19 protein-coding genes are annotated in these 21,570 nt (G+C 68.0%); 9 read left to right on the forward strand and 10 right to left on the reverse strand.

The window, feature by feature from the left end; translation table 11 throughout:
• Positions 1-128: 128 nt before the first annotated feature.
• Positions 129-1,850 carry a nitrilase-related carbon-nitrogen hydrolase gene (locus QOZ99_RS13690; protein WP_306890543.1) on the forward strand — a complete coding sequence of 574 codons (1,722 nt, stop codon included), beginning with the start codon at positions 129-131 and terminating at the stop codon, positions 1,848-1,850.
• A 57-nt stretch (positions 1,851-1,907) separates the two neighbouring features.
• Here QOZ99_RS13690 and QOZ99_RS13695 read toward each other — a convergent pair whose 3' ends face one another.
• The 6 genes from QOZ99_RS13695 to QOZ99_RS13720 form a co-directional block, all read right to left on the reverse strand.
• The gene (locus tag QOZ99_RS13695; RefSeq protein WP_306890544.1) at positions 1,908-2,996 is read right to left on the reverse strand and encodes a linear amide C-N hydrolase; all 1,089 of its coding nucleotides are present in this window, start codon (positions 2,994-2,996) and stop codon (positions 1,908-1,910) included.
• Positions 2,997-3,214: 218 nt separating this feature from the next.
• Positions 3,215-3,967, reverse strand: coding sequence for an SDR family NAD(P)-dependent oxidoreductase (locus QOZ99_RS13700; RefSeq protein WP_306890545.1), 753 nt, complete (start codon positions 3,965-3,967; stop codon positions 3,215-3,217).
• Positions 3,968-3,981: 14 nt separating this feature from the next.
• Positions 3,982-4,827 carry a fumarylacetoacetate hydrolase family protein gene (locus QOZ99_RS13705; RefSeq protein ID WP_306890546.1) on the reverse strand — a complete coding sequence of 282 codons (846 nt, stop codon included), beginning with the start codon at positions 4,825-4,827 and terminating at the stop codon, positions 3,982-3,984.
• 72 nt (positions 4,828-4,899) lie between these two features.
• The gene (locus QOZ99_RS13710; RefSeq protein WP_306890547.1) at positions 4,900-6,078 is read right to left on the reverse strand and encodes a mandelate racemase/muconate lactonizing enzyme family protein; all 1,179 of its coding nucleotides are present in this window, start codon (positions 6,076-6,078) and stop codon (positions 4,900-4,902) included.
• 14 nt (positions 6,079-6,092) lie between these two features.
• Positions 6,093-6,770: an amino acid ABC transporter permease gene (locus QOZ99_RS13715; protein WP_306890548.1), complete on the reverse strand. Its 678-nt coding sequence runs from the start codon at positions 6,768-6,770 to the stop codon at positions 6,093-6,095.
• 76 nt (positions 6,771-6,846) lie between these two features.
• Positions 6,847-7,716, reverse strand: coding sequence for a substrate-binding periplasmic protein (locus QOZ99_RS13720; protein WP_306890549.1), 870 nt, complete (start codon positions 7,714-7,716; stop codon positions 6,847-6,849).
• A 372-nt stretch (positions 7,717-8,088) separates the two neighbouring features.
• Here QOZ99_RS13720 and QOZ99_RS13725 point away from each other — a divergent pair, with 372 nt between their 5' ends.
• Positions 8,089-8,907, forward strand: a complete 819-nt coding sequence (locus tag QOZ99_RS13725; RefSeq protein WP_306890550.1) for a FadR/GntR family transcriptional regulator — start codon at positions 8,089-8,091, stop codon at positions 8,905-8,907.
• Positions 8,908-8,912: 5 nt separating this feature from the next.
• Positions 8,913-9,965 (forward strand): hypothetical protein, encoded by a 1,053-nt coding sequence (locus QOZ99_RS13730; RefSeq protein WP_306890551.1) that lies wholly within the window; start codon positions 8,913-8,915, stop codon positions 9,963-9,965.
• On the opposite strand, the gene QOZ99_RS13735 is transcribed toward QOZ99_RS13730, so the two are convergent.
• Entirely contained in the window at positions 9,911-10,741 is an 831-nt protein-coding gene (locus tag QOZ99_RS13735) for an SDR family NAD(P)-dependent oxidoreductase (protein ID WP_306890552.1), read from the reverse strand. The two genes, QOZ99_RS13730 and QOZ99_RS13735, sit on opposite strands and share 55 nt — an antisense overlap.
• Positions 10,742-11,036: 295 nt before the next feature.
• Between QOZ99_RS13735 and QOZ99_RS13740 the strand changes: the two genes are divergently transcribed.
• The 6 genes from QOZ99_RS13740 (at position 11,037) to QOZ99_RS13765 (ending at position 17,136) form a co-directional block, all read left to right on the forward strand.
• Entirely contained in the window at positions 11,037-12,056 is a 1,020-nt protein-coding gene (locus QOZ99_RS13740) for an ABC transporter substrate-binding protein (RefSeq protein ID WP_306890553.1), read from the forward strand.
• Between the two features lie 103 nt (positions 12,057-12,159).
• Complete coding sequence (locus tag QOZ99_RS13745) at positions 12,160-13,239, forward strand: ABC transporter ATP-binding protein (RefSeq protein ID WP_306890554.1); 1,080 nt, start codon at positions 12,160-12,162, stop codon at positions 13,237-13,239.
• A gap of 12 nt (positions 13,240-13,251) precedes the next feature.
• Entirely contained in the window at positions 13,252-14,139 is an 888-nt protein-coding gene (locus QOZ99_RS13750; protein ID WP_306890555.1) for an ABC transporter permease, read from the forward strand.
• Positions 14,136-14,939, forward strand: a complete 804-nt coding sequence (locus QOZ99_RS13755) for an ABC transporter permease (protein WP_306890556.1) — start codon at positions 14,136-14,138, stop codon at positions 14,937-14,939. Before QOZ99_RS13750 ends, QOZ99_RS13755 begins: the two co-directional genes overlap by 4 nt.
• A gap of 82 nt (positions 14,940-15,021) precedes the next feature.
• The gene (locus tag QOZ99_RS13760) at positions 15,022-16,197 is read left to right on the forward strand and encodes a mandelate racemase/muconate lactonizing enzyme family protein (RefSeq protein WP_306890557.1); all 1,176 of its coding nucleotides are present in this window, start codon (positions 15,022-15,024) and stop codon (positions 16,195-16,197) included.
• Positions 16,198-16,209: 12 nt separating this feature from the next.
• A complete protein-coding gene (locus QOZ99_RS13765; RefSeq protein WP_306890558.1) occupies positions 16,210-17,136 on the forward strand; it encodes an SMP-30/gluconolactonase/LRE family protein in 927 nt (308 codons plus the stop codon).
• Here QOZ99_RS13765 and QOZ99_RS13770 read toward each other — a convergent pair.
• The 3 genes from QOZ99_RS13770 to QOZ99_RS13780 form a co-directional block, all read right to left on the reverse strand.
• Complete coding sequence (locus tag QOZ99_RS13770) at positions 17,123-18,793, reverse strand: ABC transporter ATP-binding protein (protein WP_306890559.1); 1,671 nt, start codon at positions 18,791-18,793, stop codon at positions 17,123-17,125. The genes QOZ99_RS13765 and QOZ99_RS13770 overlap by 14 nt on opposite strands.
• The gene (locus tag QOZ99_RS13775) at positions 18,790-19,734 is read right to left on the reverse strand and encodes an acetamidase/formamidase family protein (RefSeq protein ID WP_306890560.1); all 945 of its coding nucleotides are present in this window, start codon (positions 19,732-19,734) and stop codon (positions 18,790-18,792) included. The genes QOZ99_RS13770 and QOZ99_RS13775 overlap by 4 nt, the downstream gene beginning before the upstream one ends.
• Before the next feature lie 172 nt (positions 19,735-19,906).
• Positions 19,907-21,544, reverse strand: coding sequence for an ABC transporter substrate-binding protein (locus QOZ99_RS13780; protein WP_306890561.1), 1,638 nt, complete (start codon positions 21,542-21,544; stop codon positions 19,907-19,909).
• Positions 21,545-21,570 lie beyond the last annotated feature (26 nt).

Below are 21,570 nucleotides of genomic sequence, written 5' to 3' on the forward strand. Positions count from 1 at the left end.
CCCTGGCGGGGAGGGGGCTGATCGAGGCGCCGGCCTCGCCCCGCCCCGCGTTCCCTCATCAGCCTGCCTGGTCCGCCGCCTTTCCCCGCGAAGGGAGAGCATGGCCGTGCCTTGCCCGGAGAACCGCCATGTCAAGCCTCGTCAAGGTCGCCACCGTTCAGTTCGAACCGACGCTGTTCGAGAAGGAGCGCAACATTGCGCGCCTTCTCGACATGGTGGCGCAGGCCGCGCGGGAGGGTGCGCGGCTGATCGTGACGCCGGAAATGGGCACAACGGGCTATTGCTGGTTCGACCGCGCGGAAGTGGCGCCCTATGTCGAGCCGATTCCCGGTACGACCACGGATCGGTTCGCCGCACTGGCGCGCGAGCAGGAGTGCTACATCGTCATCGGCATGCCGGAAGTCGATCCCGCGACGGGGCTCTACTACAATGCCGCCGTGCTGATCGGGCCGTCGGGCGTGGTTGGCACCCATCGCAAGACGCATCCCTATATTTCGGAGCCGAAATGGTCGGCGCCGGGCGATCTCGGCCATCAGGTCTTCGACACGCCGATCGGCCGTATCGCGCTGCTCGTGTGCATGGACATCCATTTCATCGAGACCGCGCGGCTGGCCGGGCTCGGCGGGGCCGACATCATCTGCCACATCTCCAACTGGCTGGCCGAGCGCACGCCGGCGCCCTACTGGATCACCCGCGCGGTGGAGAATAGCTGCTATCTCATCGAAGCCAATCGCTGGGGGCTGGAGCGCACGGTGCAGTTTTCCGGCGGCAGCTGCGTGATCGGGCCGGATGGCGCGATCGAGGCGGTGATCGATGACGGCGACGGCATCGCCACCGCCGATATCGACCTGGAGCGGGCGCGGGCGCGGCGCATGTTCGGCGAGAGCGTGTTCGAGCAGCGCCGGCCCGAACTCTACATGGAACTGCCGACCCACACCCATAGCTGGAATCCGCTCGACTTCTTCGGCCTGTACGGCCACCGGCCGCTGCCGCCCGGCCGGCGCTCGCGCATCGCGGCGGCGCAGTTCGCCCCCACCGGCGATGTGAGCGCCAATCTCGCGCGCATCGAGCAACTGGCGGCGACGGCCGCGCGCGCGGAGAGGGCCGAACTGGTTGTATTTCCCGAGCGCGCGCTCACCGGCCTCGACGCCCCCGCCGCCGTGCCGCTGGACGGGCCGGCGGTGGCACGGCTGGTCGCGATCGCCGCCCGCCACCGGGTGCACATCATCGCGGGTCTGGCGGAGGAGGATGGCGCGGGGCTTTACAACAGCGCCGTGCTGGTGGGCCCGCAGGGTGTTGTCGGCCGCTATCGCAAGCTGCATCTCGACGCGTCCGACCATAATTGGGCGACGCCGGGCGCGGACTGGGGCGTGTTCGACACGATGTTCGGCCGTGTCGGTGTGCTGATCGGCCATGATGCCGCCTTCCCCGAAGCGGGGCGCGTGCTGGCGCTGCGCGGCTGCGACCTCATACTCTGCCCGGCGGCGCTGCGCGGCAGCCTCACCGCCGCGCATGCCGGCTCAACCGTGGCGCAGAACTACCCGATCCCGACCGGTGCCGATCCCCATCACTGGCACCTGATGCGCGCCCGCGCCGGCGAGAACAACGTGTTCCTCGCCTTCGCCAATGTCATCGACGAGGGCGCCGGCTATCACGGCAAGAGCGGCGTGTTCGGGCCGGACACGTTCGAATTCCCGCGTCGCGAGGCGATACGGGACGAGGGGGAGGGCGTGGTCGCCAGCGACATCGACACCACCAACCTCGATACGCGCTACCCCACCAATGTGGTGCGCCGCAAGGATCTGGTGACGATGCGCCAGCCGCACCACTATCTGCCGCTGATCCGCTGAGCGGTCACCGAGGCGGCCGGGCGGAGATCGCCGCCCGGCGCGCGGGTCACTCAGCCCTCACAGGCCGGTCGAGGGCAGGAAGGTGAAGGCGGGCGTGGCGACGAACCTGTCGGCCGCATTGCCGGAATAGACCTTGCCGCCGGCAATGGTCAGCTTCTTCACCGGTGCGCCTTCCTTCAGGTCGAGATCGGCGAGCGGCACCCAGAAGGAGTTCGGGCTGGTCGAGCTGTCGAAGAAGTAGATCTTGTGGGTCTGGTCGGAAATGGTGCGCCAGAGCGTGGACGAAATGTTCGGCTGGCCCGGCGTGGTGATGCCGAGCGGCACGCTGACCGACCGCATCACGCTGAGCACGCTGGCCGCCGCCTGATACTCGAATTTCTGCTCCGGCACCGCGCTGATATAGTTCGGGTCCACCTTGGTCGGGATCGCGTCGATGAGGAACGAGGCGCGGGCGAAGCGGTCGGCGGCGCGGTTGGTGCCGGGCAGGAAGGTGAGCCCGCCAATGCCCTTCCAGTAGGCGTTGAGCGCCAGCTGCTGGTCGAAGCTCGGCGAGTTGGTCATCACGTTGAACTGCTTGCCGTGGTGCACCACGAGCTTGCCGCCGATATACTCGAAGATCGCGGAATCGCCGGTCGCGTCAGAGATGGCGAGGTGGAGCTGCGCGCCCTGGCCATTGGGCAGCTTCGGCGCGATGACGCGGAACGGTTCCCTGGACAGCGCTTCCACCGCCTCCGCGACGGTGCCGAAATTATCGAGCGCATACTGCGCCCACAGGCTGATCGAGATGGCGGGCTTGCCGTCCGGCTGGCCATAGTCGGATTCGGCGAGATAGAGCAGATTGGCGACGAGGCCGGCCTCGTTCATGCCGTCCGCCGAGCCGACATCGTAGCCGGAGGCGATCAGGCTGCCATATTTCGAGGTCCATTTCGGCGTGTTGGCGCCGCCGGCGCCGTCACGCGTGATGCCCTGGGGGAAGGCCCACAGGTTGGTGTGCATGTCCTCGGCCCAGTCCATCGACCGGCCGGTGATGACGAGGCCGTTATCGGCCACATACATGGCGCGGGTGCAGGCAAATGCCGGCGTCAGTGACGCGACGGAAAAGGCAAGCGCGGATGCCGCGGCTGCGAAACGTGAAATCCGGCTCATGACTCATACCGCCTTGTTCAAGTGTCCAACAGAGTTGGCACATCGCCACGAATATGGCGCGACAGGATTACCACCCCCGCGCCGCGCGGTCGATTTCTCGCTGAGCCATGCAGGGCGCATTCCGGGCGATCGGCAGAGCCTGGATCGCCCGGACAACCTGACGGTTGCGGCTTGAACGCTGGCGAGGGCTCCCCCGCGTCCGGATCGGGTCGGCCTCCTCAATAGACGGCGCGTCCGCCGGAAATGTCGAACACCGCGCCGGTCGAGAAGGCGCAGTCCTCGGAGGACAGCCACGCGATCAGCGCGGCCGCCTCGTCCACCGCGAGGAAGCGGTTCATCGGAATCTTCGAGAGCATGAAGTCGATATGTTCCTGGCTCATCTGGCTGAAGATCTCGGTCTTGGCTGCCGCCGGGGTGATGGCGTTGACCAGCACGTTGGACGTCGCCAGTTCCTTGGCCAGCGACTTGGTCAGCCCGATCAGCCCCGCCTTCGACGCGGAATAATGCGAGGCGTTCGGGTTGCCTTCCTTGCCGGCGATGGAGGCGACATTGACGATGCGCCCCCAGCCATTGGCCAGAAGATGCGGCACCACCGCCTTGGCGGTGAGGAACGGCCCGACCAGGTTGACATCGATGACGCGTCGCCAGGTCTGGCTGTCCAGCTCCCACAGCTTGCCGTTGCCACCGGTGATGCCGGCATTGTTGACCAGAATGTCGATCTTGCCATGGGCTGCGGCCGTGGCGGCGGTCGCGGCCTGCACCGAGGTCTCGTCCGTGAGTTCGACGACGTGGGTCGACACCGTGCCGCGGGATTGGAGGGCCGCCGCCGCTTCGTCGAGCCGCGCGCGGTCGATGTCCCACAAAGCGACGCGGGCGCCGGATGCGAGGAAGCGCTCGGCGGCGGCATAGCCGATGCCGCGTGCGCCGCCGGTGATGATGGCCGCGCGCCCGTTCAGGTCGATGACGTTCATAACCTGTCTTCCCTTCAGACCGCCGGAACGGTCGTCTGCTGCTGTTCGCCGAGGCCGGAAATGGCGAGGCGCATGGTCTGGCCGGCTTTCAGATAGACCGGCGGCTTCTGCCCGAGGCCGACGCCGGGCGGCGTGCCGGTCGTGATGATGTCGCCGGGCTGCAGGCTCATGAACTGGCTGATATAGGAGACGATGAACGGCACGCTGAAGATCATCGTGCGCGTGGAGCCGTTCTGGTAGCGCTTGCCGTCCACCTCCAGCCACATGTCGAGCACGTGCGGGTCGGGGATCTCGTCGGTGGTCACCAGCCACGGGCCGATGGGGCCGAACGTGTCGCAGCCCTTGCCCTTGTCCCACTGGCCGCCGCGCTCGATCTGGAAGGCGCGCTCGGACACATCGTTGACGATGCAATAGCCGGCCACGTGATCATAGGCCTCCTCGACACCGACATATTTCGCCGGCTTGCCGATGACGATGCCGAGTTCGACCTCCCAGTCGGTCTTTTCCGAGCCGCGCGGAATTTCCACGTTGTCATGGGGGCCGACAATGCAGTTCGGCGGCTTCATGAACAGCACCGGCTCGGTCGGGATTGCCATGCCCGCCTCCTCGGCATGGTCGGAATAGTTGAGGCCGACGCAGACGAACTTGCCGACGGAGCCGACGCAGGCACCGATGCGCGGCGTGCCCTCGACAGCCGGGAGCGTCGCGGGATCGAGCGCGCGCAGCTTCGCGAGGGTTTCCGGCAGCAGCGCGGCGCCGGCAATGTCGGGGACATGCGCACCGAGATCGCGCAGCACGCCCTGGCTGTCGAGGAGCGCCGGGCGCTCCGCGCCGATTGCCCCATAGCGAACCAGTTTCATCGAATCTTCCTCCTCATTATTTTCGTCGCGGCCGTGCGGGCGCGCTTATCGGTCTGCCAATTGAACACGCCTTCACGCGGGGGCGAACAGCGCCGCCGGCGCGTGGGTGAAGCGGGCCAGCGCGTGCGGGTCGAGCGAGATGCCGAGGCCGGGGCGGGCGGGAATGCGCAGGTAGCCCTCGCCATCGACGGTGAACGGTTCGGAGACGATGCCGTCGACATAGGGGCTGCCGCCGATGAACTCGACGAGGTCGCAATGGGGCATGGCGCTCGCCAGCTGCAGGTCGGCGGCAAGGCCAAGCGCGGTGTTCCAGCCATGACCGACATATTTCACGCCGAACTCGTCGGCGAGCCAGGCGATGCGGCGCTGCTCGCTGATGCCGCCGACCTTGGTGACATCGGGCTGGACGATGTCGAAGGCGCCCTTGGCCAGCCAAGGCAGGAAGCTCTGGCGGCGGGTGAGCACCTCGCCGCCGGCGATCGGCACCGGGCTGGCGCGCCGCAGCACGCAGAAATCCTCCAGCGCGTCCGGCCGCAGCGCCTCCTCGAACCAGCCGACGCCATAGTCCTTGAGCATCTGCGCGGTGTTGAGCGCCCATTTCAGCCCCTGCGGCCACTGTGCATCGGAGGCGCCGGCATCGACGAAGAGCTGCGCATCGGGCCCGGCTGCCTCGCGCGCCGCGCGCACGATCGCCTCGTCGAGCCGGGCATCGTCACGGCGGCCGAACGGACCCCAGCCGATCTTGAAGGCGCGAAAGCCGCGTTCGCGATGGGGGGCGATGACATCGGCCATGCGCGCGGGCTCCTCCATGAGCAGGGAGCAATAGGGCTTCACCCGCTCGCGATAGGTGCCGCCCAGCAGCCGGCCGACCGGCTGGCCGAGCGCCTTGCCGAGAATGTCCCACAGCGCGATGTCGATGCCGCTGATGGCATGGGTCAGGCTGCCGCCGCGTCCCATCCAGAAGGTGTTCTGGTGCAGTTTCTCGGTGACGCGCTCCGGCTCCAGCGCGTTCTCCCCGCGCCATAGCGGCTCCAGCACCTCCACCGCCGCCGCGACCAGCCGCCCGTCGGTGAACACGCTGCCATGGCCGGTGAGGCCTTCCTCCGTGTGCACGGCGATGAGCGCATGCACGGAATCCTCCGGCCGGATCTCCGCCGACCAGCCACCTTTCGGGCTCTCGCCGAAGAGCGGGGCGACATGGATCGAGCGGATCGTCACCTTGGGCAAGGCGGGCAGGGAAGAGGCACTCAACGGATGGCTCCTGTTCATTTGCGGCCCGCCGACGCCCAGCCGCGCTGCGACCAGCGCTCCAGCCGCCGGACCATGAGCGCGGCGGGGTAGCCGACGGAGAAGTAGAGGATCGCGGTAACGGTATAGACGGTGAAGTACTGGTAGTTGCGCGCGGCGATGATCTGGCCGGAGAACATCAGTTCCTGCACGGTGACGACCGAGGCCAGCGCGGTGTCCTTGAACAGCGCGATCAGATAATTGCCCAGCGCCGGCAGGACGACGCGGAAGGCCTGCGGGAAGACGACCTTCACGAAGGTGACGGTCGGCTTGAGGCCGAGGCTCTGCGCCGCCTCGTACTGGCTTCTCGGCACCGCCTGGATGCCGGAACGGTAGACCTCGCTCATGAAGGCGGAATAGTTGACGGTGAGGCCGATGATGGCAGCGGTCATCGGCTCCAGCCGGATGCCGGCGCTGGGCAGCACGTAATAGATATAGATCAGCTGCAGGATCAGCGGCGTGGCGCGGATGAACTCGACATAGAAGTCGGCCGGCCAGCGGATCCAGCGTCGCGGCGACAGCCGGGCGAGCGCGATGGGAATGGCCAGGACGCCGGCGAGCAGGATCACCACGACGGTGAGGAAGGTCGTCACCGCCAGACCCTGCAGGAAGACCGAGCCGTAATCGTGGACGACCGAAAAATCGAGCAGGTTCATGAGAGGCGGCGCCGGGGATTGGGAATGATCAGGCGAGGATGGCCCGGGTCATGCCGGTGTCCCCGGCGGGCTTTGGTCAGAGCGGGAAGAAGAACAGGTTGCGGTTGGTGAGGCCGTATTTCTTCAAAACGGCGGTCGCCAGCCCGTTGCCGCGCACTTCCGCGAGGCCCTGGCTGAAGGCGCTGCGCAGCGAGCAGTCGTCCTTGCGCAGGGCATAGCGGGCATAGCCATAGCCATATTTGAAGATCAGTTCGTCCGGGATGGCGACGCCCGCGACCATCTCGATCGGCGAGGCGCCGTTGGCCTTCATGAACTCGATGATCTTCACGTCGTCGTCGAGAATGGCGTCGACGCGGCCGGTGGAGATGGCGGCGAATTCCTCGGCGTCGGTCTGGAAGGGCGTGACCGCCACGCCGATCTTGCGCAGATACTCATCCGCCGCCGAGCCGGCGATGGCGCCCACCTTCTTGCCCTTGAGCGTGTCGAACGAGGTGATGCCGGCCGGGTTGCCCTTGGCCACCACGATGGCGGGGCCATACCACCAGGCCGGGCCGGAGAAGGACACCGCCTTCAGCCGGTCGGGCGTGACGTGGATGTTGGCGGACACGATGTCGATGCGCTTGGCCAGCAGCGCCGGGATGAGCTGGCCGAACGGCATCACCTCATATTTGAACTTCGTGACGCCCGCCCATTTCAGCGCCGCCTCGACCAGCTCGATATCGAGGCCGCCGGCCTGCTTGGTGGCGGGGTCGAGCGAGGAATAGGGCGGCGAGGGCGAGAAGCCGAGCGTGACGCCGTCCGCCTTGGCCCGGGCCAGCGACGGGTCGCCGCAATTGTCGAATAGCGGCGGCGCCTCGAACTGGAATTCCTGCGCCATCGCGCCTGCACTGAACGCGCCTGCACTTGCCACGGCCACGAACAAGGCCGCCAGAACCGATTTCAGCATGGCTTTCTCCTCTTTCCGGAATGGCCGGCTTGCCGCCGACACGGTTATTGATAAAAATATGACTTCTTGAGATTATCCTGTCCAGACAGTTCGTGATGTGCGGTGCATTAAAATACAAAAATATGACTTATAGTGAGTTTGCCGTTCCGCGATTGCCGCGCCCGGGCGGTGATGGCGCGCGCTCCGGCGTCGCGTCGCGGCGTCCGGGTCGGCCGCGCGTGCACATGCTTTGCATGGACAGGCGCGCCATGTGCCTATACCGGGGCACGCCCGGCCCGTCCGTGCGATCCTCGCGGCGTTGGAAGCGGGTGGGCCCTGGAATCGGTTGGTCCCTGGAATCGGTTGGTCCCTGGAAACTGGAGTGCGAGATTGGTGGAACGGTCGTCTACGCCCCGTCGCCGCGCTGAGGCCGCCGATCCCTCCGGCACGGCGGGCGAGGAGCGCCCGCCGCGTCCGGCGCGGCCCTCGGGCTACCGGATCAGCGGCCTGCAGGGGCATGTCATCACCGAGCTTGGCCGCGCCATCGTCTCCGGCCGTTTCGCGCCGGGCGAATTGCTGCCGCGCGAGCCGCAGCTGATGGCCGAATTCTCCGCCAGCCGCCCCTCGCTGCGCGAGGCGCTCAAGGTGCTGGCCGCCAAGGGCCTTATCGAGATGCGCCAGAAGGTGGGCACGCGGGTGCGCCCGCGCGACCTGTGGAACACGTTCGACAGCGACGTGCTGGCCTGGCACCTCGGCGACGAGGGCGCCGGCCCGGGCCAGCGCGACAGCATGCTGCGCGACCTCATCGAGCTGCGGCAGGTGATCGAGCCGACCGCCGCCCAGCTCGCCGCCGGCCGCGCCACGATGGAGGACCTGCGCCGGATCCGCGCCGCCGTGCAGGCGATGGAGGCGGCGACGGGGGACATGGCGAGCTATGCCCGCGCCGATGTCGCGTTCCACATGGCGGTGTTCACCGCGAGCCACAACGCGCTGTTCGCCCAGTTCGCCCATCTCGTGGCCGATTTCCTGCGCCTGAGCTTCTCCATCCAGCAGGAGGCGCTCAACGAGCGCGACAACCGCATCGAGGACGACGTCGCCCAGCACCGGCTGGTATTCGAGGCGATCAATAGCGGCGAGGGGGAAAGCGCCGCGCGGGCCATGCGCAACGTGGTTCTCAACGGCAAGAACTCGCTGCTGGCGGCGCTGGGCTGACGCGCATGGCGCCGCTCGACCTCGCCTGGGCGTATGGTTTCCTGCGGGTGACACCGGTGGGCGCGATGATCGCCGAACTTTCGTTCCGGCTGCCGCCGGGCCGGGACGTCTCGCCTTTCGCGCGGCGGCACTGGTCGCCGGACGATCCCGCCCTTGCCGATCTCCCGGCCCATCTGCGCCATCTCGGGGCGGAATTCGTCTGCCTGCCCTTCGGGGTGGGCGGGGACGTGCGGGATATCGCGGCGCCCTGGCGGGGGCTGGGTCTCGCGCGCTGCAACGTGCCCGCCCATGGGCTGGCCGCCAATGCCGAATGGACGCTGGCGGCGCGCAGCCCGACGCGGCTGTGCTTCACGCTCGACTATCCCGCCGATCATGCCGTGCGGCGGCTCACCCGCGTGCTGGCGGTGCAGCCCGATGCGCCCGCGCTCGACCTGCGTCTGACCATCGAGGCCCGGCGGGCGGGTCGCGTGTCGCTTGGCCTGCATCCCATCCTCTCGCTCGACGCGCCGCCGGAAAGCGTGCACCTCCGCGCCGCCTTCCGCCGCGGCTTCACCTATCCCGCGGCCGTGCCGGGAGCCGCGATGCTGGCCGTCATCGGCGCGGAATTCGGCACGCTCGCCACGGTGCCGGCGCGCGCGGGCGGCGTGGTCGACCTGTCGCGCCTGCCCAAGGCGCGGCCGGTGGAAGATGTCGTGCAGCTCTGCGACGTTGAGGGGGCGGTGGAAATCGACCTCCCCGAGCGCGAAGCGACGCTGGTGCTGGACTGGGACCGGCGCCTTCTGCCCTCCTGCCAGATCTGGATCAGCGACCGTGCGCTGGATGAGGCCCCCTGGGCCGGCCGCTATCGCGGGCTGGGCGTGGAGCCGATCGCCTCCTGCTTCGATTTCGCGGAGGCGGTGTCGCTGGGGGACAATCCCATTCGCGCCGGCGGCACCGCGACGAGCCTTGCGATTGATCCGGATCAGCCCGTGGAGATTGCCTACCGCCTGTCCGCGCGCGGATATCAGAAGGTGGCGGACAGTCCGCCATCGACCATGAGGACCTGCCCGGTGACATAGCGGGCATCGTCCGAGCAGAGGAAGAAGGCCGGCCCGGCAATATCCACGGGCGTTCCGGGGCGGCGCAGCGGAATGCGGCCGTGGCGGATGTAGATGTCGCGAAACCAGTCGGTTTCATGCTCGTGGCCGGCGCCCTCGGGCAACAAGGCCATCGCCGTGTCGATGAAGCCCGGTGCCAGAGCGTTGACGAGAATGCCGTCCTCGGCGAGGTCGCAGGCGAGCGCGCGGGTGAAATTGACCAGCGCGCCCTTTGCCGTGGCATAGGCGAGGGAATCGCGCGCGCCGCGCAGGCCCTGGATGGACACGATGTTGAGGATCCGCCGGCCCGCTCCCGCCCGGCGGATCAGCGGCAGCATGGCCAGCGTGACGCGGACCGCGCCGTCCTGGTTGATGTCCAGCACCCCGCGATAATGCGCGAAGCTCATCGTGTCGATGCCGGCCGTGTCGAGGATCGCCGCGTTGTTCACCACGATCTCGCAGCCTCCATGGCGCGCCGCCACCGCGCCCGCGAGGGCGGCCACCGATGCCGGATCGGCAATATCCACCCGCACCGCCATCGCCGTCGCGCCGAGACGGGCGGCAACCGCGTGCGCGCCGGCTTCGTCGATGTCGGCGACCACTACATGAGCCCCTTCCATTGCCAGCCTTTCGGCAATGCCGGCGCCAATGCCCCGCGCGGCGCCGGTGACGAGCGCGACGCGCCCGGCAAGGCGATGGGCGGCGGGTGGGGCGGCGAGTGGGGCACCGGGCGGGGCGGCGGGGGCTTGCGGTGTCATGGATCTTCCGGTCGGGTCACGAGGTGGGCGGGCAAAGCGGAGCGGACGGGACGGCGGGTCCGCGCCGCCTGCCGGCGCGCGGCAGGCATCCGATGCTCATCATAAAATATGATATTTAAGATGGTCAATCACGGGCCGCGCTGAATACCGCGTCGAAAGCGAGCGAAGCCGCCGATAGGGCCGGGCTGGCGCGCAGGTAAATTCGGGTCGTGCCGATTGACGCAAAAAATAAAATATGATTTTTTTGAAATCAAGAACACAACGGCAAGCGCCGGTTCCAGACGGAGAACGCAGGATGAATTGGACGTCGAAGGCAGTTGCAGCATCGCTTACCGCGCTCACTCTCCTCGCATCGGCCGCGGCGTTCGCTGGCCCGAAGGGCGAGGTACGTCTGCTGGCCTATGAGGGCTATGCCGACCCGGCCTGGGTCGAGGAATTCGAGACGGAAACCGGCATCACCGTGAAGGTGACCTATGTCGGCGGCGTCGACGAGCAGATCGCCAAGATGAAGGCCTCGAACGGCAAGGATTACGACGTCGTCACCGTCGATACCGCCAGCCTCAAGGCCTTCGCCGACCAGAAGCTGATCGCCCCCATCGACAAGGAAAAGCTGACCAGCGCCAAGAACCTGCTGCCGGATTTCCAGCCGATGAGCAACGCCACCTTCGGCGGCGCCACCTATGGCGTGCCATGGGCCTGGGGTTCGCTCGGCATGGTCTATGACAAGAAGACCTTTCCCACCGCGCCCGATAGCTGGGAAGTGCTGTGGGACCCGCGATTCAAGGGCAAGGTCATCTCGCTGGATGATGCCAATAACGACATCAATTTCGGCGCCATTGCGCTCGGGATGAAGGATCCGTTCAACCTCACCGACGCGCAGCTGGCGCAGGTGAAGGACAAGCTGATCGCCCTCAAGAAGAACCTGCTCACCTATTTCGCCGGGTTCGACGAGGGCACCACCATCTGGAGCGAGAATGACGTCGTGCTCATGTTCTCCATGGGCGAACTCGCGGCGATCAACCTGCAGAAGAAGGGGTTCGATGTCGGCTATGTCATTCCCAAGGAGGGCGCGGTCGGCTGGCTCGACAATCTGACGGTGAGCGCCGGCACGGAGAACACCGATGCCGCCTATGCCTGGATGAACTTCGCGCTGCAAAAGAAGATCGGCGCCGACATGGCGAAGAAATACGGCTACGGCGCCACCACCGACGCGCCGCAGGGCATGGACTATGCCAACCGGCTGATCTGGGCGCAGAATCCGGAAGATTACACGCGCCGCCAGGCCATCTGGAACGAGGTCAAGGCGGCGAACTGACGGCGCGTCGGCCGCGGGGCCGCGAATGGAGCGGCCCTGCCTCAACGCCGGCGGCGATCGATGCGCCGCCGTCTTCTTCCAATCGATGTGTGGAACCACGCGCGTGCAGCCACTTCTCCATCTGGAAAACATTTCCAAGCGCTATGGCAGCGTGCGTGTGCTCGACGGCATCGACATCACCGTCGCCGATAACGAGTTTCTCACCATTCTCGGCCCCTCCGGCTCCGGCAAGACGACGATCCTGCGCATTATCGGCGGCTTCGAGGGCATCGATGGCGGACGGCTGATGTTCGAGGGGCGCGACCTCGCGAGCGTGCCGATCAACCGGCGCCCGTTCAACACCGTGTTCCAGGACTACGCGCTGTTCCACCACATGAACGTGGCGGAGAATGTCGGCTACGGGCTCAAGGTGCGCGGCCGGCCGAGGGCGGAGATCGCGGCGAAGGTCGCCGACGTTCTGGAAACCGTCGGCCTCGGCGCGCTGGGCGCGCGCTATCCCGCCCAGCTCTCGGGTGGCCAGCGCCAGCGCGTGGCGCTCGCCCGCGCCATCATCTGCGAGCCCCGCCTCATCCTGCTCGACGAGCCGCTTTCCGCGCTCGACGTGGAACTGCGCGCGCAGATGCAGCGCTTCCTCAAGTCGCTGCAGCGCCGGCTCGGCATCGCCTTCGTGTTCATCACCCACGACCAGGAGGAGGCGATCGCGCTGTCCGATCGCATCATCGTGGTCCATCGCGGCCGCATCGAGCAGGAAGGCGCGCCCGAGCAGCTCTACCGCCGCCCGCGCACGCCCTTCATCGCCGCGTTTCTCGGCGAGAACAACCTGATTGCCGGAACGCTCGCCGGCGTGCAGGGCGCCGTCTGCCGGGTGGAGACCGCCGCCGGTCCGCTTCACGCGACGGTGGATGGCCCGGCCCCGCTGCCCGGCAGCGCCGTGCTGGTCGCGGTGCGGCCCGAGCATATCACCCTCGCAGCCGCGGCGCCCGGCGCTCTGGTCGCCGAGGTGGTGGAGATCCGGTTCCTCGGCGCCAACATCCTGATCGAATTGCGACACCCCGCGCTGCCCGACACGCTCATCAAGGTGCGGCGCCTCGCCGATGGCTCCACCGCGCGCCTGAGCCCCGGCCAGCGGCTGACGGTCGGCTGGGCGGCGGACGATGCCGCGCTGCTGGTTGCGAAGGGTTGAGGAGGGCGCGCGATGAGCACCACCTCTTCCTCCCACCGATCGGCGCGGCCCCGCCGGCGCGGCATCGTCCGCGATCTTCTGTGGCACGGCCTCAATCTCGGCCTGCCGCTGCTCTTCGTGGTGCTGCCGATCCTGTCTTTCGTGCTGGTGAGCTTCTGGACCCTCACGAACGGGCAGATCGTCCATACGCTCACCCTTGCCAATTACCGCGCCTTCTTCACCGAGGGCAGCTATCTCCAGGTCTATCTCGGCACCGTCCTGCTGTCGGCGCAGGTGACGCTGATCAACGTGGTGCTGGCCATCGCCATCGCGGTGTTCATCTTCCGGCGCACGCCACGGGTGCGCTTTCTCATCCTGATGAGCTTCATGCTGCCGCTGTTCATGAGCTACATCATCAAGATCTATTCGATCCGCAGCATTCTCGGCCAGCGCGGCCTGCTGAACGAGGGGCTGCTGGCGCTGGGACTGATCGACCAGCCGATCGAGGTGCTGCTGTTCTCCCGCACCGCCATCTTCATCGCGCTGGCGGTGCTGTACCTGCCCTATGCGATCCTGCCGATCTATCTGGCGCTTGACCGCATCCCGGCCAATTATCTCGCGGCTTCCGCCGATCTCGGCGCCACGCCGCTGCAGGCATTGCGCGACATCGTGCTGCCGCTCGGCCGGCCGGGTATCGCGGCGGGGGCGGTGTTCACCTTCATCCTCACCTTCGGCGATTTCGTCACGCCGCAGATGGTGGGCGGCACGCAGGGCTTCACTTTCGGGCGCATCGTGTTCAGCCAGTTCGGGCTCGCGCTCAACTGGCCGCTCGGGTCGGCGCTGGCGGTGATCCTGCTGGCCACCACGCTGCTGGCGGTGGCGCTCGCCGGCCTGACGCTCCGCCGGGAGCATGTGCGATGAAGCAGAAGGCACCGCTTCTCGACACCCTGCTCGGTCTCGTCGCCGTGGCCGGCCTCATCGCGCTCTATGCCCCGCTGGTCGCGGTGGCGGCGCTGTCCTTCTTCCAGATCACGCGGGTGCGCGGTGTGATGGGCTTCGCCCCGTTCTCGCTGGAGCCCTATGCCGCGCTCATCGCCAATGGCGAGATCCTCGCGGCGCTCGCCACCTCGCTCATCGTCGCCATGGTGGCGAGCCTCGCCTCGCTGGTGCTGGCGCTGATGTTCGCCTTCTACTTCGTCTCGGCCCGGCGCCGCTTTGGCCTGATGATGCAGATGATGGTGTTCCTGCCCTTCCTGCTGCCACCCATCATCACCGGCCTGTCGCTGCTGATCGCCTTTCGCGAGATCGATTTCGCGCGCGGGCTCGCCACCATCATCGTCGGGCATATCGTGTTCATCGTGCCCGTGGTCTACCGCACCGTGCTGGTGCGCCTGCAACTGCTCGGGGGCAGCCTCACCGAGGCCTCGCTGGATCTGGGGGCCTCGCGGGTGCAGACGCTGGTCCACGTGATCCTGCCGCAGATGCGCCCGGCCCTCATTTCGGGCGCGCTGCTCGCCTTCGCCATCTCCTTCGATGAAACGCTGATCACCCTCTTCGTCGCGGGATCGGAGACGACGCTGCCGATCCGCCTGTGGGCGATGATGCGGGTGGGCTTCGTGCCGGAAATCAATGCCCTGGCGACCCTCATCCTCCTCGTCACCGCGCTCATCACCCTCGCCATCGGGCTGCTGCAGCGCGGGCAGGCGGAGCGCGCGTCCTGAACATCGACCTGAACATCGGCGGCCCGACGCCCGCGATGCGCCGGCCCCCAACACCCACCTCTCCGGGAGAAGAAGCCTTCCCATGAAAATCGAAACCGTCGACTTCTTCTATCTGGCGATGCCTGAGATCACGACCGCCGCCGATGGCAGCCAGGATGCGCTGGTGGTGCGCGTCCGCGCGGGCGGCTTCACCGGCTGGGGCGAGTGCGAGGCCGCGCCGCTGCCCTCCATCGCCGCCTTCGTCTGCCCGATGTCGCATGGCGCCTGCCAGCCCGTGCAGAACGCCGTGCTCGGCCAGCGGTTGGAGGCGCCCGCCGACATCGCCCGCATCGCCGCGCAGGTGGAATATGACAGCATGGACCTGTTGCAGGCGCCCCATACCTGGTCGGGCATCGAGATGGCGCTGTGGGACCTGCTGGGCAAGGCGCGCGGCGAGCCCGTCTGGAAGCTGCTCGGCTATGGCCGCTCCCATGCCAAGACCCCCTATGCCTCGCAATTGTTCGGCGACAGCCCGCAGGAGACGCTGGAGCGCGGCCGCAGCGCCCGGGCGGATGGCTTCCGCGCGGTGAAGTTCGGCTGGGGCCCGGTCGGGCGCGGCACGCTGGAGATCGATGCCGATCATTTCGCGGCGGCTCGCGAGGGGCTGGGCGCGGACGGCATCCTGCTTGTGGATGTCGGCCAGATCTTCGGCGAGGATGTGGAGCGGGCGGCGCGGCGGCTGCCGGCGCTGGAGGCGGCGCGCGCCACGTGGCTGGAGGAGCCCTTCGCCGCGAGCGCCTATGGCGAATATGCCGCTCTTGCCGCGCGCACGAGCGTGAAGATGGCGGGCGGCGAGGGTGCGCATAATTTCCACATGGCGCGCAATCTCATCGACTATGGCGATATCGGCTTCGTGCAGATCGATTGCGGGCGCATTGGCGGCATCGGGCCGGCCAAGCGCGTGGCGGATCACGCGGTGGCCAAGGGCGTCACCTATGTGAACCACACCTTCACCTCGAATCTCGCGCTGAGCGCCTCGCTGCAGCCTTTTGCCGGCGTGGCGGATGCCACGATCTGCGAATATCCGGTGTCGTTGCAGCCGCTGGCGGTGGAACTGACCGCCAACCACATCCAGCGTGACGCCAATGGCGAGATTGCCGCGCCCGAAGCGCCCGGCCTCGGCATCGAGATCAACCCCGCCGCGCTGGAGGCCTATCGGGTGGACGTGGAGATCACCGTGCAGGGTCGGACCCTGTTCCGCTCGCCCGCCGCGGCGTGAGGGGAGGCCGGCATGAAACCGCCCACGTCTGCCCCGGACTGTCGGCCGGCCATCCGCCGTCCCGCCCTGCGCGTGGTGGCGCAGACCTCGGACATGCTCGGCGAGGCCCCGCTCTGGCATCCGCTGGAGGACTGCCTGTACTGGCTCGACCTTGCCGGCGGGCGGCTGCACCGGATGGCGGCGGATGGCCATGTGGCGACGCGGCGGATCGACCGCCCCGTGCCGCTGGGCGCCGTTGTCGCCGGCCCGGCGGCGGGCTGCCTCATCCTGTCCGCGCGGGACGGGCTCGCGCTCTATGACTGGGCGAGCGACACGCTTGTCGCGCTGTGCCATCCCGAGGCGGGGCGCAGCGCCATCGGCTATAATGACGCCAAGGTCGACCGCGTCGGCCGGCTGTGGATCGGCACCAGCGATCTGGCGGAGCAGGAGCCGCGCGGCGCGCTCTGGTGCTGGACGCCGGGTCGCGTGCCGGTGCTGGCGGAGGCGGGTTTCACCGTGGTCAACGGCCCCGCCTTTTCCCCGGACGGGCGCACGCTTTACCTCAGCGACAGCGTCGGCCGGCGGGTGCTGGCCTTTGATGTCGCCGCCGACGCCCCCGTGCTGACCCATCGCCGCGTGTTCGCCGCCATGGCGGTGGACGAGGGCTATCCGGACGGGCTGACCGTGGATGCCGGGGGCGGCGTGTGGCTGGCGCACTGGGACGGCTGGCGCATCACCCGCTTTTCGCCCGAGGGTGAGCGAATGCTGGTGGTGCCGCTGCCAGCACCGCGCATCACCAGCCTCGCCTTTGGCGGGGAGGGGCTGGCGACGCTGTTCGTGACCAGCGCGCGGCTGGATCTCGCCCCGCCGCTCATCGACGCGGCGCCGCTGTCGGGCGCGCTCTTCGCCGTGGAGGCCGGCATCAAAGGCCTGCCCGAGCGGGCGTTTATTCCGGGATGAGCGGCACGCCCGGCCGGCGGGTCGGGTCCGGCACCGGGACGGCCGCCATCAATTCGCGCGTGTAGGCATCGGCGGGCGCCTCGAACACCGCGCGGCGGCTGCCGGCCTCGACAATGCGGCCGGCGCGCATCACCGCCACGTCGTGGCACATGCGCTCGATCACCGCCATGTCATGCGAGATGAAGAGATAGGCGAGGCCCATCGTCTCCTGCAATTCCAGCATCAGGTCCAGCACGCGGGCGCGCACCGAGACGTCGAGCGCCGCCACGCTTTCATCCGCCACGATGAGCCGGGGTTCCAGCGCCAGCGCGCGGGCGATGCAGATGCGCTGGCGCTGGCCGCCGGAGAATTCGTGCGGGTAGCGGCTGCCATGGTCCGGCGAGAGGCCGACCCGCCGCAGCAGTTCGGCCGCCCGCTCGCGGCGCTCGGATGCCGTGCCGATGCCATGGATGGCCAGCGGCTCGGCGATGGCGGCGGCCACTGGCATGCGCGGGTCGAGCGAGGCATAGGGGTCCTGGAAGATCATCTGCGCCTTGCGGCGAAGGGGCCGCATCTCGCGCGTCGAGAGGCCCGCGATGGGCACGCCGTCCAGCGCGACCTCGCCGGCGAAGGGAATGAGCCCGAGCACCGCCTTGCCGGTGGTCGACTTGCCCGAGCCGCTCTCGCCGACCAGACCCAGCGTGCGCCCGCGCCTGAGCTCGAACGACACGTTGTCCACGGCCTTGAGCGCACTGCCGCCGCCGAACCACTTGCCGTGCGCGCGATAGGTGACGGCGAGGTCGCGCACGAACAGTACCGGGCTCTCCCCCGGCGGCGGCGTTGGTGGGGAAATCGTGGTCACGCGCGGCGGTCCGTCCTCGCCCGCGCGGGCCCCGAGCCGCGGCACGGCGGCGAGCAGGGTGCGGGTGTAATCCTCGCGCGGCGCGGTGAAGAGCGGCACGACGCCGGCCTGCTCGATGATGCGGCCGCCCTGCAGGATGGCGACGCGGTCCGCCATCTCGGCAACCACGCCCATGTCGTGGGTGATGAGGATGATCGAGGTGCCGAACTCCCCCTTCAGCTCGCGCATCAGGGTGAGGATCTGTGCCTGCACGGTCACGTCGAGCGCCGTGGTCGGCTCGTCGGCGATCAGCACCCTGGGCCGGCAGGACAGCGCCATCGCGATCATCACGCGCTGGCGCATGCCGCCGGACAGTTCGTGGGGAAACTGCGCCAGCCGGCGGGCCGGATCGGTGATGCGCACCGCATCCAGCATGTCGCGGGCGCGCGCCGGCGCGTCCTGCGCGCCCTGATGGATGCGGATCGCCTCGGTGAGCTGGGCGCCGATGCTCATCACCGGGTTCAGCGAGGTCATCGGCTCCTGGAAGATCATGGCGACATCGCCGCCGCGCAGGCGTCGCATGGCGCTCTCGGGCAGGGCGAGAAGGTCCTGTCCGCCGAGCTTTATGGCCCCCGCGGCCACCCGCAGCGAGCTCTTGGCGAGCAGCCGCATGATGGCCAGCGATGTCACCGACTTGCCCGAGCCGCTCTCGCCGGCCAGACACAGCGTCTCGCCCGCGTTGAGCGCGAAGCTGACATCATGCAGCACCCGCCGCGCGCCCTGCGGGGTGCGGGCGTCGACGCACAGGCCTTCGACGGACAGGACCGGCGCTGTCACGAAAACACGATCCGCGGGAAATAGAAGGAGACGACCCAGTTCGGCATGTCGACGATCTCGCTGATGCGCAGGTCGCCGCAGACCGAGCAGAGCATGTAGGCATCCACCGGGTTCAGGCCGTGCTCGGCGGCGAGCAGGTCGACCATCCGTTGCAGCGCCTCGCGGGCCCCGGTCATCAGGTCGGGGCCGATGCCGGTCGTCACCTCGTAGCCGGCCGCGTCGAGATGGCGCGTGACCGGGCCGGGCGTGGTGAAGCGGGGGGAGGCGAGCCGCGCGTCCTTCACCAGTTCGAGCGTCGCCTCGACATCCATCCGGCTCTCGATGGCCGTGCCGCAGACTTCGCCGTCACCCTGCGCGGCATGGGTATCGCCGATGGAGAACAGCGCGCCGGGCACCTCCACGGGAAGATAGAGCGTCACGCCTTCGCTGATGTCGCGAATGTCCAGATTGCCGCCGACGCGGCGCGGCGGCACGATGGAATGCAGGCCGGGCTCGGCGGGGGCGAGGCCGATCGTGCCGGCGAAGGGCTTGAGCGGCACGCGCCCGCCGGGCCCGTACAGAGCCGGGGTCAGCGCGCTCGCATCATATGTCCACACATGCAGCGCCGGCTCGGGAAACTGGTCGGCCAGCAGGCCGAAGCCGGGAATGTTCGCCGTCCAGCCGATGCCGGAGGGGATGAACTTGCGGATCGTCACCTTCAGCGCGTCGCCCGGCTCGGCGCCTTCAACGTAGACCGGCCCGGTCACCGGGTTGATCCGGCTGAAGTCGAGATTGCGCACGCTCTCCACTGTCGAGCCTTCGCCCAGCTGGCCGGCGGAGGAATCGGTGCACTCGAAATGGATCGTCTCGCCGGGACGCGCGGTCAGCACGGGTGCGAAGTCGCGGTTCCAGCCGAAATGATGGCTGGCGCGATGGATCGTGTGGTTACAGGCCACGCACATGATGGTTCTCGTTTCTGCTCGTTCACCGGAAGAGTCAGTGCAGTTCGACTTCCCTCTCCCCATTGGGGAGAGGTGGCCCGCGAAGCGGGTCGGTGAGGGGCGGCGCGACTGCGAAGCGTCGAAGACCCCTCACCCCAACCCTCTCCCCGGCGGGGAGAGGGGGCTGCACGCCTTACGGCTTCACGAAGATGGCGTCGTAATTGATGACGCGGGTGGGGTCGACATAGATGTTCGGCTCGCCGCCCATCCGCTTCGACTTCGCCACCACGCGGCGCTCGTTGAACACCGGGATCCACGGCGCGTCCGCCATCACGTCGACGAAGATCTTCTTCCACGCCTCGACGCGCTCCGCCGACTTCGACGGATCGGACATGGAATCCGCCGCGACCGCCCGCTTCTGCAGGTCCTCGTTGCAGTACCACGACCAGTTCCAGCCGCCCTGCACCGCGCCGGCGCAGCCCAGGATCGGGCCATAGAAGTTGGACGGATCCGGGAAGTCCGCGATCCAGGCCATGCCGCCCGACCAGATCATCGGCGCCTCGCCTTCCGTGCCGCCAGCGGCGATGACGTTGGACTGCGCCAGCGCCTTGATTTCCGCCTTCACGCCGACGGCCGCGAGATCCTGCTGGATCGCCTGCGCGATGCGCGGCTGCGGGTCGGTATTGGTGGAGTAGAGCACGGTGGAGAAGCCGTCGGCATAGCCGGCTTCCTTCAACAGCGCCTTGGCCTTGGCGACGTCATAGGCATAGCCCTTATAGGCCGTGTCATAGCCCGGCATGGCGGGCGGCAGCGGCTGGTTGGCCGGAGTGGCGCGCCCGTTGACGATGCGCACGAGGCGCTCCTTGTTGATCGCCATGTTCAGTGCCTGGCGCACCTTCACATTGTCGAACGGCTTGATCTTGGTGTTCAGCGTGACATAGCCGGTATGCAACTGCTGGCCGTCGACGATCAGGTCCTTGGCGTCGGGCGACTTGGAGATTTCGAGGAACTTGGCGGGCGGGATGCCATCGCCGGCAATGTCCACCTCGCCCTTCTGCAGGCGCAGCAGCGCCACCAGCGGCTCCTGGCCGATCTCGATGGTGAAGCTGTCAATATGCGGCACGCCCTTGACGAAATAATCCGGGTTGCGCGCGAAGACCAGCTTCTGGCCGATCACCCAGTCCTTCAGCACGAAGGTGCCCGAGCCCACCGGCTTCTTGCCGAAATCGCCGGCGGCGGCCTCGACGGCCTCCTTCGGCACGATGGAGGCGAAGTTGATCGCCAGCACATGCAGGAAGGTGGCGTCCGGGCGCGAAAGCTTGAACACTACCGTCTCAGTATCCGGCGTCTCGATGCCGGCGAGCCCGGTGGCCTTGCCGGCTGCGAAATCGTCGAAGCCGGCAATGGCGCCGAAGAAGCCGGCGCCGGGGCCCTGCGTCTTGGGATCGACCGCGCGCTCGATGGAGTATTTCACATCCGCCGGCACGACCACGCGGCCATTGGAGAACTTCACCCCCTTGCGCAGCTTGAACGTGTAGGTCAGCCCGTCCGGCGACACGGTGAAGCTCTCGGCGAGCGAGGGCACCAGGTCCGGCGTGCCGGGCGTGTAGTCCATCAGCCGCGAGAACAGGCTCTTGATGATCGACCAGTTCTGCCAGTCATAGCCGATGGCGGGATCGAGCGTGGCGATGTCGTCCTTGTAGGTGACGACGATGTCGCCGCCCTGCGCCTGCGCCATGGCGGGCGCGGTGGCGGCGAGCGTCAGCGCGGCGGCTGGCGCGAAGGCGATGGCGGCGGCGAGCGCCGTCGATCGCAGCAAGGTCTTCAGCATGGCGTGGAACCCTCTCTGGTTGGTTG

Source organism: Ancylobacter amanitiformis (assembly GCF_030814815.1).
GTDB classification, from domain to species: Bacteria; Pseudomonadota; Alphaproteobacteria; order Rhizobiales; family Xanthobacteraceae; genus Ancylobacter; species Ancylobacter amanitiformis.